Origin of the sequence: Paenibacillus thiaminolyticus, from assembly GCF_003591545.1 — a bacterium.
GTDB classification, from domain to species: domain Bacteria; phylum Bacillota; class Bacilli; order Paenibacillales; family Paenibacillaceae; genus Paenibacillus_B; species Paenibacillus_B thiaminolyticus_A.
This window is the reverse complement of sequence record NZ_QYZD01000042.1, coordinates 1-16,691: the sequence shown is the minus strand read 5'-3', so window position 1 is coordinate 16,691 and position 16,691 is coordinate 1. Positions and strand designations below refer to the sequence as shown.

At 60.5% G+C, this 16,691-nt stretch carries 12 protein-coding genes; 3 read left to right on the top strand and 9 right to left on the bottom strand.

Annotated features, from left to right (window positions below; translation table 11 throughout):
- The first annotated feature begins 75 nt into the window (after nucleotides 1-75).
- Nucleotides 76-1,026, top strand: a complete 951-nt coding sequence (locus tag DQX05_RS26685; RefSeq protein ID WP_119796337.1) for an AraC family transcriptional regulator — start codon at nucleotides 76-78, stop codon at nucleotides 1,024-1,026.
- Between the two features lie 413 nt (nucleotides 1,027-1,439).
- Here the strand turns inward: DQX05_RS26685 and DQX05_RS26680 are convergent, their stop codons facing one another.
- From DQX05_RS26680 to DQX05_RS26645, 7 genes are all read right to left on the bottom strand, one after another.
- Entirely contained in the window at nucleotides 1,440-2,930 is a 1,491-nt protein-coding gene (locus DQX05_RS26680) for an FGGY-family carbohydrate kinase (protein WP_119796336.1), read from the bottom strand.
- On the bottom strand, nucleotides 2,890-3,726 hold the full coding sequence (locus tag DQX05_RS26675; RefSeq protein ID WP_119796335.1) for an NAD-dependent protein deacylase: 837 nt from the start codon (nucleotides 3,724-3,726) through the stop codon (nucleotides 2,890-2,892). Before DQX05_RS26675 ends, DQX05_RS26680 begins: the two co-directional genes overlap by 41 nt.
- A 211-nt stretch (nucleotides 3,727-3,937) precedes the next feature.
- A complete protein-coding gene (locus DQX05_RS26670) occupies nucleotides 3,938-6,217 on the bottom strand; it encodes a thiamine pyrophosphate-dependent enzyme (protein WP_182914917.1) in 2,280 nt (759 codons plus the stop codon).
- Nucleotides 6,218-6,364: 147 nt separating this feature from the next.
- The gene (locus DQX05_RS26665) at nucleotides 6,365-7,381 is read right to left on the bottom strand and encodes a 2-oxoacid:acceptor oxidoreductase family protein (protein ID WP_119796333.1); all 1,017 of its coding nucleotides are present in this window, start codon (nucleotides 7,379-7,381) and stop codon (nucleotides 6,365-6,367) included.
- 476 nt (nucleotides 7,382-7,857) lie between these two features.
- Nucleotides 7,858-8,535 (bottom strand): bifunctional 2-keto-4-hydroxyglutarate aldolase/2-keto-3-deoxy-6-phosphogluconate aldolase, encoded by a 678-nt coding sequence (locus DQX05_RS26655; RefSeq protein ID WP_119796331.1) that lies wholly within the window; start codon nucleotides 8,533-8,535, stop codon nucleotides 7,858-7,860.
- Nucleotides 8,536-8,629: 94 nt separating this feature from the next.
- Entirely contained in the window at nucleotides 8,630-9,595 is a 966-nt protein-coding gene (locus DQX05_RS26650; RefSeq protein WP_119796330.1) for a sugar kinase, read from the bottom strand.
- 133 nt (nucleotides 9,596-9,728) lie between these two features.
- The gene (locus DQX05_RS26645; RefSeq protein ID WP_119796329.1) at nucleotides 9,729-10,484 is read right to left on the bottom strand and encodes a YwiC-like family protein; all 756 of its coding nucleotides are present in this window, start codon (nucleotides 10,482-10,484) and stop codon (nucleotides 9,729-9,731) included.
- 259 nt (nucleotides 10,485-10,743) lie between these two features.
- On the opposite strand from DQX05_RS26645, the gene DQX05_RS26640 reads away from it, so the two are divergent.
- Nucleotides 10,744-11,838: an acyltransferase family protein gene (locus DQX05_RS26640; protein ID WP_119796328.1), complete on the top strand. Its 1,095-nt coding sequence runs from the start codon at nucleotides 10,744-10,746 to the stop codon at nucleotides 11,836-11,838.
- A 51-nt stretch (nucleotides 11,839-11,889) separates the two neighbouring features.
- Here the strand turns inward: DQX05_RS26640 and DQX05_RS26635 are convergent, their stop codons facing one another.
- Nucleotides 11,890-13,200, bottom strand: coding sequence for a D-arabinono-1,4-lactone oxidase (locus tag DQX05_RS26635; RefSeq protein WP_119796327.1), 1,311 nt, complete (start codon nucleotides 13,198-13,200; stop codon nucleotides 11,890-11,892).
- Complete coding sequence (locus DQX05_RS26630; RefSeq protein WP_259392248.1) at nucleotides 13,197-14,414, bottom strand: alanine racemase; 1,218 nt, start codon at nucleotides 14,412-14,414, stop codon at nucleotides 13,197-13,199. Before DQX05_RS26630 ends, DQX05_RS26635 begins: the two co-directional genes overlap by 4 nt.
- Nucleotides 14,415-14,715: 301 nt before the next feature.
- Between DQX05_RS26630 and ilvD the strand changes: the two genes are divergently transcribed.
- Nucleotides 14,716-16,404, top strand: coding sequence for a dihydroxy-acid dehydratase (gene ilvD / locus DQX05_RS26625; RefSeq protein WP_119796326.1), 1,689 nt, complete (start codon nucleotides 14,716-14,718; stop codon nucleotides 16,402-16,404).
- Nucleotides 16,405-16,691 lie beyond the last annotated feature (287 nt).

The following is a 16,691-nucleotide window of genomic DNA, read 5'->3' as shown; positions in this document are numbered from 1 at the left end:
CTTATAGCACGTGTTCACAAAGGTTGGTTTTCAGCACCGAGATGGTTGCATGAACTTCAAGAAGGAGGACATGTCATGACAGACCATGCTGCCCCAGACCAGTCGGGTCAACCGGTCTCCGCCGCGGAGGTGACGGGAGCGGCCGCGCCAGAGACATACACCGTCGCCTCTAACCCGATGTTAGCTGGTTGCGGAGGCCTTCATGTTTTGTTTTCCGGCGAGAGCCAGACCCGTCCGTCTCATAAGCTCGGCCCGAAGCTGGTCGATTACTATTTGCTTCATCACGTAATGGGCGGGTACGGAACGTTCACGAGCGAAGGCGTTACGTACGAGCTGGGACCGGGCGACGCCTTCCTCATCACGCCGAACCGCCTCATCAGCTACGCTTCCGATGCGGATAAGCCCTGGCACTACCGCTGGATCGCGTTCCAGGGAGAAGGGACGGCCGATCTGGTGAGCGCCGCGGGGTTCGCCTCCGCGAATCCGATCGTCCATGCCGGGCCTTACTCGGAGGCGCCGGAATGGATGGAGCGCATCCGCGCGTCGTTCCAGCTGCGGCGGCCCTCCGCCCATCTGACGGCCCTTGGCTGCCTCCATCTCATCCTGTCCGATTATGCGGACCGCCAAGCCGGACCGGAAGCCGGGCAGCGGCTGAAGCCCGAGTCCGAGATCGAGCATACCGTGCGGCAGATGATTCACATGATGTCCACCCAATACGCCTATCCGCTGTCCATCGAGCAGATCGCGGACAGCCTCGGATACAGCCGGGCATATCTGTCCCGCATCTTCAAGCGCGTGACCGAGATGACGCCGGTCACCTACCTGCTGAAGCTGCGGATCGACAAAGGCCGCCAGCTCCTGCGCGAGCGCGCGGATCTGACCATCGAACAGATTGCCGCCTCCGTCGGCATCCCGGATGCGCTCTATTTCTCCCGGCAGTTCCGCCGCTTCTATGACCAATCGCCAACGGCGTACCGGTCCAAGTTCTCCCCGCCGGGAGACTCCGGGAATAGCTCACGGGGATAGGCTCCGTCAGTGTCCAGGGACAAGCCGTAAGCCGTCGGCTCCGCTTGTCCCAGATACCATGTTCCCCAGCCCCCTGCTTGCACTGCCTTGCACCGCCTTCCCCCTGCGTTCCATCCTCGCTCTCCCGCTCCGTCAGGAATCCATTGGCCAGCTCGCGGCCCCTGACCAGAGGGGAGAGTGATACAAAGAGCAGCAACCCTATGCCTGCTTCCCTGACTGAGGGGGAGAATGCCATAAAGAGTTGTCTGCCCCACACCTATTCTCCAACCCCGTATCTTCCATCCTCCCGTTCGCCTCCCGCATCGAACCTTCACCCAGGCCTAACCTGCTCCCCAACGCCTGTCCACGCGCAAAAACGCCGCAGCCCGCGGCAAAATCAACCTCCGCGGCTGCGGCTCTCGTTCCACAACGCATTATCTGTTCAGACTGCGCAAATGCGCCGCCATCGGCACGTACAGTCCATCATAGGCCTGACGGTATCGCTCATGCCGCTCAGCGTCCGGATCGTACGCCTTCACGCCGCGGCTCTGCAGCGCCTGGCGGACCTCGGCCGCGCTCCCGAAGTGACCCCCGCCCAGTGCCGCCGCGCAGGCCGCCCCCAGCATCGTCGCTTCCTCAATCGGGGGCACGAGCAGCGTGCTGTGCGCGATGTCCGCCTTCATCTGCAGCCAGGCCGGCAGCTGCGTGCCGCCGCCGACCGCGTTCATCCGCCGAATCGGATGGGCAGATGTACGCTCGGCGCTCTGCCGGATCATTTCGAGCTGGTAGGCGGTCCCTTCCAGCACAGCCCGCAGCAGCTCCGCCTTGCCGTGCGATTTCTCCAGGCCGATGAAGGCCGCTCTCGTCTTCGAATTCGGATGCGGCGCTCCGCTACCCGACAAATACGGGAAGAACATGACTTCGCCCGGCCCGTCGTTGATGCCGGCGGTCAGCTCCTGAATCTGCTCATAGGCAAGCGCTTCATCGGCCAGCAGGCGGCGAATCCATTCGACCGCCCCGCCGGAGGAGGCGTTGCCGCCCATCCAGAAGCCGTAGCCCGGCACGACGTGACAGCCGTACGAAAGGCCGGTCTCGAACTCGGCCTGCCCGAGCGGCTGCAGCGCCATCGTGCCGACCAGCGTCTCGGCCGTCCCCATCGAGACATATACATCACCCGGCTCGACGGCTCCTACCGCCAGCGCCGCACAGACATGGTCATGCCCGCCGATGGCGACCTTCGTGCCGCCGCTCAGCCCGAGCCGGTTCGCCAGCTCCGGATGGAGCGTCCCGAGCGTCGCGCCGCTCGGCAGCACGTCCGGGAAGATCGCCGGATCGAGGCCGAAGCCGCGAATCCAGGGCTCGTCCCAGCTATTTTGTCGCATATCGTAGGCGAAGGTACGCGTGGCGAGCGACGGATCGAAGGCCATCGCCCCGGTCAGCCGGTAAGCGACATAGCCGGAGACGGACAGCCAGACCGCGTCCTGCAGCATCGCCGGGTCCCGGTCCTGGAGCCAGAGCAGCTTCGCGAGACCGTGCTTGAACGACAAATGCAGCCCGGTCCCCTGGAATAGCTCCAACGGGGTGCCCTCCTTCCGTATGCGCTCCGCCTGCGGCGCCGAGCATGTCTCGAACCAAGGCAGCAGCGGGGATTGCACCTCCCCGGTGCGCCGGTTGACGAGCAGGCCGCTCTCCGCCATGCTCGTGATGCCGATGTAGGATACCGGCTTGTCCGCATGCGCGTCCGTCAGCTCGCGAATCATCTCGGCGACATCGTTCCACATCGCCTCCGGCTGATAGACGACATAGCCTTCCCCGCTGTCCTCCGTCAGGGTCGGACGGCTTGTCTTGGCGACAAGCCGTCCGTTCTCTTCATATAGGCCGACCTTACGGTTCGTCGTGCCCAGGTCGATTCCCATCATCCACATGATGCCTTACCCCCTTTCGTTGAGACAGGATGTCGTATGCGGCCTCGAACAACGCACCCATCGGCTCCCGGTACACGGCGGCCGCGCGGTAGTCCATGCTCGTCGGCGTCCGGTTCGCAATGACGATATCCGCCCCGGTGGCGAGCCGGACGAAGCTGGCCGCCGGCATGACATTCAGCGAGGTGCCGCCCACGATTAGCAGGTCGGCCCGCAGGATATGCTCCACGGCGCGGTTGATAACCTCTTCATCCAGCGCCTCTTCATACAACACCACATCCGGCTTCACCATGCCCCCGCAGCCCGGACAGAGCGGAATCGGATCCTGGCTCTCCGCGGCGAGGGGGAGATCATGCTCCGCCCCGCATGTCATGCAGCGGTTCCGGTGCACCGAGCCGTGCAGCTCAAGCACCTCGCGGCTGCCTGCCGCTTGGTGAAGCCCGTCAATATTTTGCGTGACGATCGCCTTCACGATCCCGTCCTCTTCCAGCTTGGCCAGCGTCCGGTGCGCGCCGTTCGGCTCTGCGCCGGGGTGCAGCATCTTCGCCCGGTAATAGCGGTAAAAGGTCACCGGATCCCGCTCAAAGAAGGATCGGCTTAATATCATTTCCGGCGGATACGCGAACGCTTCCGCTTCTCCTGCCGAGAACAGCCCCTGGTCAGAGCGAAAATCAGGGATTCCGCTCTCCGTCGATGTCCCGGCCCCGCCAAAAAATACAGTATAACGGCTGCGGCCCAGCCGGTCTGCCAGCTCGGCGGCATGGGCTTGGCCGTCCGCATCCAACATGTCCATCTTCATTTTGCATCGGCCCCCCTCACGTATTCTTCATCCTCTCCAGTATAGCTGAACGAGAACGGGAGGAAAAGGAACGGGTCTACCCGAACCAAGAGAGGCCTCCGCCCTTCTGAGCGAGAGAGGCGGACCAACCGCAACAGGGCGAAGCCTCCTTCCGGAAGCCCGCCCTGTCTCTGTATCTAGATTTCTTTCGCCAACCTAACCTTCTTGCTGCTTACAAATCAGGATGCGCATGCTTAGCCCGCAGCACACTCCAGCGCCGTTCGACCTCCCGCTCGAACACGCCCAGCAGCTCCGCGTTCTCCGGCTTCGCCAGATGCTTCGTCTTGCCCATCATCGTGAGCCAGTCGAGAAGCGGAATTTTTTTGTTCTTCTCCTCCGGGTCGTACGTAATCGTCGTGACGCCGCGCTCCACTTCATACAGCGGGAAGAAGCAGGAATCGACGGCCGCCTGGACGATCTGGGTGCCAGCCCGATCCTCGGACAGCCAGTTGAGCGGGCACGTAATAAGAATCTTCCCGTACACGAGCCCTTCGTTGCGGGCGTACCACTGAGCTTTGGCCGCTTTCTTCAGCAGGTCCTGAGGGTAAGCCTCGCTTCCCGTGAACACATAAGGAATATGGGTCGCGGCCATAATTTGCGCCGTATCTTTGTGGTGGAACATCTTCCCCGTCTGCGCCTTGCCGACATTGGAGGTAGAGGTCCGGTGCCCGATCGGCGTCGAATAGGACAGTTGGGCTCCCGTATTCATGTAGCCTTCATTGTCATATTCGAGAATGATCATTTTATGATTGCGCAGCGCGGCTCCGATAGCCGGCCCCATGCCGATATCCATGCCGCCGTCCCCGGTGATCATGACGAACGTGAAGTCGTCCGGCAGATTCAGTTCGTCCAGCTCGCCGCGGCGCTTACGCTCCCAGAACATCTCGACGACCCCGGACAGCGTGGCCGCCCCGTTCTGGAACAGATTATGAATATAGGTCGCTTTATGCGACGAATACGGATAGCCCGTCGTCACGACCATCGCGCAGCCGGTATGGAAGAGAGCGACAATGTCCCCTTCGATCCCTTTGAAAAAGAGCTCCAGCCCCGAAAAGATGCCGCAGCCCGGACATGCCCCGTGACCCGGCGCAATCCGCTTCGGCTTCTTCGTCAGCTGCCGCAGCGGCGGAATCCGCACGTTCAGCTTGCGCGTCTCCTCATCCTGCTTCACCGTAATGAGACCGGAATTCAACTCCTCATACTTCATCGGCTCCATCACGCGCTTCGGCGCGGCGGCCGGGTCTCCCGGCGTATGGCCGATATAGTCGAACGGCTGCGCGACCGCGCCGGCCGCAGCCGCGTCCAACGCGAATTGGAACATCGCATGCCCGTCCTCGGAATAAAAATCTTTGCCGCCCAGGCCGTAGATGCGGCTGATGACGAGCGTATCGCGGTTGCCGTGCGTGAAGAGAGCCGCCTTGACCTCGTTCACCATATTGCCGCCGTGGCCGCCGTACGAATCGGCGCGGTCGCCGACGGTCACCGCCTTGACGCCCCCCAGCGCTGCGGCGATCTCCTTCGCCGGGAACGGGCGGATCATATTCGGCGAGACGGCTCCCGCCTTGATGCCCTGCTCCCGCAGTTGATCGACGACGTCCTTAATAATCTCGGCCGCGGAATTGAGCAGGAAGACGGCAACCTCCGCGTCTTCCATCCGGTACAGATCGAGCACCGGATAATCGCGTCCGGTCAGCTCCGCATATTCCCGGCGGATGCGATCGAACACCTCTCCGGCCTTGTACATCGCCATCGACTGCTGGTAGCAGTTGTTGATATAATCCGGCTCGTTCATATACGGGCCGACGGTGATCGGATGGTTCCGATCCAGCGTATCGGCGAACCCTCTCACCGGCCGCTCGCCGATGAACCGCTGCACGTCCTCGCGGCGGGCGAAGGTCTGAACGCGCCGCTTCTGATGCGAAGTGAAATACCCGTCGAACGCGACCATCACCGGCAGCCGCACCTCCGGATCCTCGGCCAGCTTAATCGCCATAATATTCATATCATAGACAGCCTGCGGATCCCGGCAAAGCAGGATCGGCCAGCCTGTATTGAGGGCGAAATACAGATCGGAATGGTCGCCGTGGATGTTAAGCGGTCCGGAGACCGAGCGGCAGACCAGATTCAATACCATCGGGAAGCGCGTCCCCGATTGGACGGGCATTTGCTCCAGCATGTACATGTAGCCGTTGGCGCTCGTCGCGTTGAACACCCGTCCTCCGGCCGTCGACGCGCCATAGCAGATTCCGGCGGAGCCATGCTCTCCGTCGGCCGGAATCAGCTTAATATCATGCTTCCCGCCCGCCTTCATCAAGTCCAGGAACTGGGCGACCTCCGTAGACGGCGAGATCGGATAATATCCCATGATGTGATAGTTGATCTGATGGGCGGCATAAGCGGCCATCTCATTGCCCGATTCGTATACCATGCGCTGCTCCACGCGGGATGGCATGGCGTCCTTATCATACTCGATTGCCACGGATTCTCTTCCCCCTTACCATTCATACTGTCATGGGCGGACCCTTCACATGCATTCCATCGGACATGCCGTTCCGGATGCCGCCGATGCGCATCGCCTGCCTGCACGCCGTCCTGCCGCTTATTGTTGCGCTGCATTCGCAAACGTGAACCGGTGCGGCATTCGATGGGCGTCCGCATACCCTTCCTCTTCCCGTTCGCTCGACAGCGCTTCGGTCGGACAGGCATAGACGCACTTCAGGCAGCCCTTGCAATATTGATAATCTATTCCCTGGAGGAACATATGAAGCCGGCCTTTTTTGTCCGGCTTCTCCTCCCAGACGAAGCAGAAATCGGGGCATACATTGTCGCAGGCGGCGCAATGAATGCATTTATCCTCGAAGAAATGCGGCATCATGCCCGCGCGGGAGATGCTTAGATCCTTCAGCACGGAGTTGCCCGGATTGATTACCGTCCCGCCGATCGGCTGGGTCTCATACCCCAGCGTCGGCGTATCCCAGCGGACCGGCCCAGGGAGAGACTCTCCTTCCGGCAGCGCGAACGTCTGGAAGACGACCTCGTCGTAACCGCGCTGGAACGTATTCAGCGCAGGCTGGACCGTTTGCGGGTACTTCGCTTCTAGCGATTTGCGGATGACGCCCTTCATATGCTCCGCATCCAGGAAGTCGCACAGGCGGAACAGGGCGCCCAGCATCGCCATGTTGACCCGGTTCCCTTCCTCCAAGGCGATGCCGATCGCGTCGACTACCGCGATCGTGCCGCAAGGCAGGTGAAGCTTATCCTTCAGACGCGCCGGATCGGACGAGGAATTGACCAGCACCAAGCTGTCAGGGTAGATTCCGTTCGTGACATGGACCGTTTTCGCAAGGGCTTCATGGAATATGCCGACAATATGAGGCCGTTCGACCGGAGTCGTATCCCGGATGCGGGTCTCGGGCTGGCAGAAGCGGATATGCGCTTTAACGGGAGATCCTTTCTTCTCGGAGCCGTAGGAGGAAAAGCTGACACCATTCAATCCGCTTCCCGTGACGCCGGCTTCTGCCAGCATTTTGCCGGCCAGATTCGCGCCCAGGCCTCCAATCGATTCCAAGCGAATTTCATAAAATCCGAGCTCATTGACTTTGGGCAGGTTGACCATTGAAATGCTTCATCTCCTTTCCCCCGCTCCCGCTGTTAGGCGAAGCACGTCAGGGGACGGGGCCAGATTCGGATGAGGACGGCCTCTCTTGCGGGACAGACCTCCTGCTGGCAAATCTCGTAACCGGTCTGAATATGACGTGGTTGAATACAGGTTATATGGGAAGCTGGCCGGCAGGTATGATATTAGTCACAGGCCGCCGGAAGCCGAATGGACATCTTGTGACAGGAAAAAAGTACACAGAAGAGAGGCGCATCCGACACATTGATGCCCTCTTCCGTATGTACATGCAGACTTATATATCGCGGGTGTAATATTGTATGCGGCAAGCGGACGCCATATGCCTCCAGGCGATGAACATTCTATGACCGCGTCGGAAGAGAGGCGCTTGCCAAGGGGGGAATGGGGAGCCGGAGCCATGCAAAAACCCCCTCTCCGCCCGGATTCCAACGGTACCGGACAGACAGGGGGTTCGCTTATCCGCGGGCGATCTGCTCCTTCGCGCGGCGGAATGCCTCCATATACTGTTCTGCTTTGCGGCGGACGAGAGCAAGATCGCCCGATGCCTTCGCTTCCTTGGTCAAATCCGATCCGATCCCGACGGCAAACGCGCCCGCCCGGATCCAATCGCCCAGATTGTTAACATCGACGCCGCCGGTCGGCATCAGGTTCGCCTGCGGCAGCGGGCCTCTGATCGTCTTGATGATGGACGGATCATACAGGTTGCCAGGGAACAGCTTCACCACGTCAACCCCCAGCTCGAGCGCGCGCTGCACCTCCGCGATCGTCATGACGCCCGGCAGCACGGGCACCCGGTACAGATTGCACATCGTGATCGTCTCGGGATGGAGCGACGGACCGACGACGAACTCGGCCCCAGCCAGAATACAGGAACGGGCCGTTACCGGCTCCAGCACAGTGCCGGCGCCGATGACCGCGAAGCGGTCGCTGCTGGAGGACTTCGAGGAATACATTCTCCGCAGCTGCTCTATCGCATGAAGCGCACGGGGAACGGTCATCGTTACCTCGATAATGCGGATGCCGCCCTCGATGGCTTGTCCCGCCATCTCCACCACTTCATCCGGAGAGTCTCCCCGCAGTACGGCCACGACACCATGCTCTTGAATTTGCTGAATCACTCTAATCTTATCCATCGTGATGATTCTCCCTTCTTCGCCTCTACGGCGTCTATGCTTCCGGGACATGAGCCCGCATGGCGATCACGGGCTGCGGTCCCGCGGCGGCCCTCTACCGTTCGATATGCACCGCCTGGTTCAATACCGCCTGCAGCTGCTCGGCCGTCGGCAAGGCCTCCCAATCTCCGAACGCCTGCACGACCATCGAGCCGGTAATATTGCCGAGACGAACCGCCTCCACAGTATCGGCCCCCTGCAGCATGCCGGACAGGAATCCGGCACAGAAGGCATCGCCGGCGCCGACCGTATCGACGACATGCTCCACCAGCTCGTACGGAACCTTGTCTATCAGGCTGCCCTGCACGACATAATTCATGCCCGGTCCGCCTTTGACAATGCTGACGCCGGGCAGCTCGGACAGGCACCGGAAGATGCTTTGTTCATCCTCGGTGCCGTACAGCAGCTTCAATTCGTCCAGACCTGGCAGGAAATAGTCCGCCTGGTGCGCCAGCGGCAGCAGCTTCTCCCGAGCCGCTTCAATCGTCCACAGCTTCAGCCGCAGATTCGGATCGAAGCTTACCTTCACCCCGGCGGCCTTTGCGATGGCGACTGCTTCATAGACGGTCTCGGCGCAGCTCTCGCTCAAGGCGCAAGTTATACCGGTTACATGAAGCAGCCGGGCCGATCGGATATAGTCCTTGTCCAGATGCCCCGGTGTCATGCGGCTTGCCGCGGAGCCCGCGCGGTAATAATAGACGGATGATTTCCCGGCGACCTGCTCTCGCATCATCAGTCCGGTCGGCGCATCCGGTGCCATCTCGACACGGGAGACATCCACCCCTTCGCCGCGAATCGCCTTGACGATATGCCGGCCGAGCGGATCCCGGCCCAGGCGGCCGCACCAGCCGGCCCGGTGTCCAAGGCGGGCCAGCCCGATGGCTACATTACTCTCCGCTCCCCCGAACGATTTCATTACCGTCTGCGCATATTCCAAGCCCCGCGTGTCCGCGGAGCTGAACAAGGCCATCGCTTCGCCGAACGTGACAACCTCAGGGGCATTTCTTGACAACGCTTCCATCCTGCCGTTTCCTCCTTCTGGTCTGCCATGAAGCTTTGTCTTCTATCTTAATCCGTTGTTTGCCATACCGTCAACGGCCGACGGTATGGCAGACCTGTCAATAAACCATTAATTAAGGAACAGATACGACAGGCTACGGAGTAATGACAGCGATTAGCGGAATCGCCGTCACGATGCTGAAGACGATCTCCGCAATACCGACCTGCTTGATCGTTACCTTCTGGCCAGGCATCCAGACCGCGCGCAGGAACAGCGCCACGAACGGGAGGGCGGCCCAGAGAGGAAGCATGAGGCCCACGGCTGCCGCAGCCACGATATGGACGCCGACAGACAAGCCGTAGTACAGCCGGCTCCCTTTCTCGCGAATCATCGTCTTTACATAAAATATCGTTCCGGCGAAATAGAGCAAGCAAGCGGCAAAGGCCCGCCAGGCCAGGCTCCAATCCGTTCCCCCGCCTGCCTCGTAAGCAATCGGGAGCATCCAGCAAAATTGGAGAACGGCCAAAAAATCATTGAGGAGATGGCGTTCCCGATTGCGCTTGGCGAACGCCGCGTTCAGCAGCAGCAGCGGAACCATGACGGCGCCCATCCACCATATATCCGGCCGCATCACCAATACGGCGCTCCCGGCGAAAGCGCATGCGGCTCCGTATATAATCACCGGGCCTCGATATACACTGGCCCGTCCGGTCTTGATCCACTGCAGGCCGGCGAACGATCCGCAATAGGCGGCCAGCCAGGCGATTCCGATCCAGGCGTGAATGGCTTGCGGCTTGCTGGCGAACATGCCCGCCGCGAACGGAATGACGAGCATCGCCCACGCTCCGTGCTGATTCGGAATATAGGCTCGCAGAAGCTTCGATCTGCGGTTGGGATGTTCCTTTAACATCGTTCCTGTCTCCCCCTTGAAAGAAATGTTGCTTCAATCTGGCATCTGTACTGTATGTTACTTGAATTGACGGGCGCTGTCTAAGCTTGGGCAGGAACTTTCGCCATTCTGTCAAAAGTGGACGACGCTTTCATTCCATTTTGTGTGACATAAATCACAATTCCGAAAACAGCGCTATGGTACGTTTACATCGTAAACATAAAGCCGCAGCCAACATAGACAAATCGATGCGCGGCAGGAGTTGTAGGAGGGAAGGGCAATGCAGGAGAGCAGGTGGAATCAAGCCTCCTCCGGGTTGAAGTCGGCCGTGTCCTTAAGGAGTGGAGAGACCTTCGGATTGAATTTGCGGTTCATGCTCATTGTCTGCGTGTTTATCGCCAATGCGATTGAGCCGCTCATCGGCACCATGCCCGAGTTGAAAAGTTTGTTCGTTTGGATTTTTACGTTTCATATGCCATTGTTTGTCTTCGTCACGGGCTATTTCGCCCGCAGCAATCTGAACGGCCGTGCGGGCTGGGCCGTGATGAAGCAAATTGGCATCCAGTATGTCATTTTTCAATCATTATATTCGCTGCTCGATGTCACGCTGTTCCACGTTCCGGGAATGAAGCACTCGTTCTTTATTCCGTACCTGCTGTTGTGGTTCTTGATCGGGCATTTGATCTGGCGCGCCATCCTGATGCTGTTCAACCGTTGGCAGGTTCGCCATCCGGTCATCCTGGCGGCCATCATCGGTATTGCCGCGGGATTTCTGCCCATAGACGGAGCGTGGCTCGGTCTGTCCCGGACGATGGTCTATTTGCCATTCTTCGCGTTCGGATATGTCTTCCGCGACGACGCCATTCAGCGGTTCGCCGCTTCCCGCTTCCGGAAGCTGGCCGCAGGCTTGTCCGTCGGATTGCTGATTGTGCTTCTTCTATGGCCGAACGTGCTCCATCCGGAATGGCTGATGAACCATATGACGTTCCGCGAGCTCGGATGGCTGGAGCAATCTCCATGGTATGCCATCGGGATGCGCCTGTTCATATACGCGCTGGAGATTGTCGCATCGGTCGCATTTTTGGCCTGGGTGCCTCTCCATACCGGTTGGATTACCGGATTGGGGCGGCGGACGCTGTACGTGTTCTTGCTCCATGGCCTCATTATCCGGCTGCTTGTCGTCTCAGGACTGTACCATTATATTACGACCGGCCCGCAGGCCGTTCTGCTGATTGCGGCTTCGCTTGCCTGCACCGTGCTGCTGGCGCAGCCCGCCGTACGGTCGCTATGCCGCCCGGTTATCGAACCGCATTGGAACGGTCTCGGCGGCTGGCACCGCACGTCGGTATTCCATCGCGGCATGAAGCAGGGTTAACCTTTTTATCAACAGCGCCCCGTACGCTTGAAGCGGGGCGCTGTTCTCATGTTACCGGGCGCTTGGCGAGATCAGGCGCGACACATACCGGTTCAGCAGCACGCCGCGCGGATCCGCCGCTTCCCTGATGCGGGCAGCATCTTTCCACTTCGGATACATGCCAACGAACTGCGAAGCGGTCCGGGAATGCCATTTGCCCCAATGCGGCCGCCCGTCATAAGCGAGCAGAATCTGCTCCATATCGCGGAAATACGGCTCGTAAGGCATCCCTTTGTACATATGAAGCGCAATGTAGGCCGAGTCCCGGCCGTAGGCGGGCGACAGCCAAATATCATCCCCCTTGACATACCGGCATTCGATCGGAAAATGGACGTAATGCCGCCGCCGCTCCAACTGCCGCTTCAGCTCCAGCAGGACGGGCCGCATCGCGTCGGCCGGCACGCTATACTCCATTTCCATGAACTTGACATGCCTTGGCGTCACGAACAAGCAAGGCCCCCGGCCGACCTCGTCGCTGACCGGCACGAAGCGCGCCGACAGGCGGCTGATGGCGCCGCTGAGCCGCGGAGCGATGCGGCATGCTTCCGACATCCCCCAGAACAGGCCGTTCTCCACCGCGTAGTCGCTCCACTCCTTCCATCTGCCGCGCTTCGATGCCGGCGCGTCGGTCGGGTTAATTGTCTTCACCTGCGTCCCGCTAGAATAAGGGAACCAGAAAAATTCAAAATGGAGGTTCCCGCCCCGGTATTCCTCCAGCCTCTCCAGCGTCTCTTCCAAGGTCGAGCGGAAGCTGGCGAGCCGCATCCGCTCCGCGGGAACGATCCGGAGCGTCAGTTCGGTCATGATGCCGATCGTCCCGATGGAGACCTGCAGCGCCTTGAAAAGCTCCCTGTTCTCTCCCGTATCTCCTTCGCTCACTTCGGCGATGCTGCCGTTCCCCAGGACGGCGCGGATCGCGGTCACCTGGGTGGACAGGCTGCCGAAGCCGCTTCCCGTCCCATGCGTCCCCGTCCCGACCGCGCCCCCGATCGTCTGCCGGTCGATGTCGCCCAGATTCTCCATCGCCCAGCCCCGTTCAAGCAGCAGTCCGCCTAGTTCGCGCAGCGACGTGCCGGCCCGCACCGTCACCGTGCGGGCGCTCTCGTCCAGCTGCACTAGACCAGTCATCCGCGGCAGCCGCACGAGCCATTCCTCCGTCTCCCCGAGCGGAGTGAACGAATGGCCGGATCCGACGATGCGTACCCTGCGGCCTTGCCGCTGCGCCTCCCGCAGCAGATCCGCCACTTCCGTTTCACCCTCGGGCTCCCACCACCGTTCCGGCTCGCAGCGGACATTGCCCGCCCAATTGCGCCACGGCTTCATCCGAAGCACCACCCTTCTCCGCGATATGTAGCCCATGTCCCGAGGCAAGCTCCCTGCTTGACAGCGACGAACTCGCGGAACCGCTCTGCCAGCTCCCCGGCCTTCGCATGCCGGAACCAGATCAGATCGCCCGGGCGCAGCGGCTCTGCACCGCCCAGATAGCGGACGGGCGTCTGCACCTCCCCCGCGCCTTCCCGCGGCAGGAGCTGCCCGCCGGGGGGCCAGATCGGCTGCGGCAGCCGATCCGCCCCTGCTTCGCCGGATGCGGGATAGCCTCCGCCGAAGCAGGTATAAATGCCGGTCGCGGCCACCCTCACCACCGGCAGGGCGAAGACGGCTGCCGGCTGCAGCGACAAATTCGCATAACCGTCGAACAACGCCGGCGCATAGAACGCCGAGCCGGCCGTCAGCTCCGTCACGGACTCGTCGGACGCCGTGAAGCGCAGGCTGCCGCTGCCGCCCCCGTTCACGAAGCGGAGCTCGTGGCCTTCGCGGCGAAGCGCGCGGACGATCGCCGCCCGGCGGTCCGCCACCTCCGCCTCGGAGCGCCGCTTCATATAGCGGATGGCGGCACTCATCAGCATCTGCCCGGGCTTCGCGTCGGGAACGCCCGCCAGTTGCGCTTCATAGCCCATCACGCCGGCCAGCCGAAGATGCTGAGAGCGGCGGATCGCGTCCGCCAGCTCCAGCACGGAAACTTCGCTGCGCAACGGCGAACGGCGCACGCCGAAGTGCAGGCAGCCGAACGCGGAGGACATGTCGATATCGAGACAGATATCGAAGCAGATCTGCTCCTCGCGGGCGGCTTGCTCGGCGGCCCGCAGTTGGCTATCGTCATCCGCCATCAGGACGATCGCCTTCCCTTGACGGCTCAATCCGGCCAAGCGGGCCAAGGCCGGCCGGTCCAGCGTCGGGTAGCCCATCAGCACGTCGGAGATGCCCGCCTCCAGGAGGGCGGCGGCTTCCTGCGGATGGTAGCACATGACGCCCTGGAAGCGGGGATGCAGCGCCAGCAGATGCTTGACCGCCGTGACGCAGCGCAGCGATTTGGTTGCCAGACGCACCGGCTTCTGTCCGCTCAGGTCAAGCACCTGGCCCGCATTATGCTCCAGCGCATCCAGATCGAGGCAGGCGAACGGCGTGCCGGAGGCGGCCGCTCGGGCCGCTTCCCGATTCCCGTCGCGATAGCTGCCGGCGAATGCGGAACGGTCCATGCTCTCTCCCCCTTTTCCTCAGCTTGCCGCCGGGCCGGCTCATGTTTCAAGTTACCGCTAATATATTCCGGGGGACGGCCAACGATTCTCTCTTATTTTTTCTCTTTGTAAGAGGTTTTCCGGCGGCGAGGGCGCTTCATCCCGAACCCGCTCCGGCTTGGCCGCTAACGATCAGTGACGCTTTAAACCGCTAGAAAAAGAAAGGCAGTTGTGATAGACTCTATAGAAATACTCAAGCACTTATGAGAGGTATCATTCCAATCCCGGCAGTCGGGTAGCAAGAGATGGAGGTTCACACAGAATGACAGCCAAAAAGAAAATGCGCTCAGACATGATTAAGAAAGGCTTCGATCGTGCGCCTCACCGCAGTCTGCTGCGTGCAGCGGGTGTGAAGGAAGAGGATTTTGACAAGCCGTTCATTGCGGTATGCAATTCGTATATCGACATCATTCCCGGCCACGTCCATTTGCAGGAATTCGGCAAGATTGTCAAGGAAGCAATCCGGGAAGCGGGCGGCGTGCCGTTCGAATTCAATACAATCGGGGTCGATGACGGGATTGCAATGGGCCATATCGGCATGCGGTACTCTCTGCCAAGCCGCGAGATTATCGCCGATTCGGTAGAGACGGTCGTCTCCGCCCACTGGTTCGACGGCATGGTCTGCATTCCGAACTGCGACAAGATTACGCCGGGTATGATTATGGGCGCGCTGCGCGTCAACATTCCGACGATGTTCGTCAGCGGCGGTCCGATGAAGGCGGGCAAGGACTCTTCCGGCCGTTCGATCTCCTTGTCCAGCGTGTTCGAGGGCGTCGGCGCCTATCAAGCAGGCAAGATTGACGACAAGGGATTGATGGAGCTGGAGCAGTACGGCTGCCCTACCTGCGGCTCCTGTTCGGGCATGTTCACCGCGAACTCGATGAACTGCCTGGCGGAAGCGCTTGGCATCGCCTTGCCGGGCAATGGCACCATTCTCGCCGTATCCCCGGAACGCCGGGAATTCGTCCGTAAGTCGGCCCGCCAGCTGATGAGCATTATCGAGCAGGACATCAAGCCGCGTGATATCGTCACGATGGAAGCTATCGATAACGCCTTCGCGCTCGACATGGCGATGGGCGGCTCGACCAATACGGTCCTGCATACGCTCGCTATCGCGCGGGAAGCCGGATTCGAATACCCGATCGAGCGGATTAACGAAGTGGCGGCGCGCGTACCTCATCTAGCCAAGGTAGCGCCGGCTTCCGATTATCATATTGAAGATGTGCACAACGCAGGCGGCGTCAGTGCCGTCTTGAATGAACTGTTCAAGAAGGAAGGCGCCCTTCACGGCGAGTGCATCACCGTGACCGGCCAGACGCTGCGCGAGAATGTGGCCAACTGCGACATCGTGGATACCGATGTCATCCACACCTTGGCCAATCCTCACAGCGAACAAGGCGGATTAGCCGTATTGTTCGGCAATCTGGCGCCGGAAGGTGCTATCGTCAAGGTCGGCGCCGTCGATCCGTCGGTAGGAGGACGCCATGTCGGCCCGGCGATCTGCTTCGACTCCCAGGACGAGGCCCTGGCCGGAATCGCGAACGGCAAGGTGAAGGAAGGCCATGTCGTCGTTATCCGCTACGAAGGTCCGAAGGGCGGTCCCGGCATGCCGGAGATGCTCGCCCCGACATCGCAGATTGTCGGCATGGGTCTCGGCGCCAAGGTCGGCCTCATTACCGACGGCCGCTTCTCTGGAGCATCCCGCGGCATCAGCATCGGCCATATCTCGCCGGAAGCGGCCGAAGGCGGACCGATTGCATTCGTGGAAGACGGCGACATCATTGAGCTCGATCTGACGAACCGCAAAATCGAGCTGCAGGTGCCGGACGAGGTGCTCGAGCAGCGGCGCGCGGCGTGGAAGCCATTCGAGCCGAAGGTGAAGACCGGCTATCTGGCCCGCTATTCCAAGCTCGTAACGAATGCCAGCCAAGGCGGCATTCTCAAAATTTAACCCTCAAGGGGCTGTCTCTTAAGTAGTTTTTTAGCTGCAGCGAGACAGCCCCTCTCCCTGCTTCTCACACCTCAGCCTCGTTAAAAATACTGTAAATATGCAGTTTTCCTTGGTGACGTATACTCCGTTACAGGAATTGCTGCATAGCTGCATCAATTTCAGGCTTTCCAATAGATGAAAGACAAAAATCGCTGAAAATAATGTACTTTTGCAGGAATTTCATCAAATAGCGCACTAGCCTTGCACCAAACCTAACATGAGAAATATAGTTCTAATAATTTACTTTT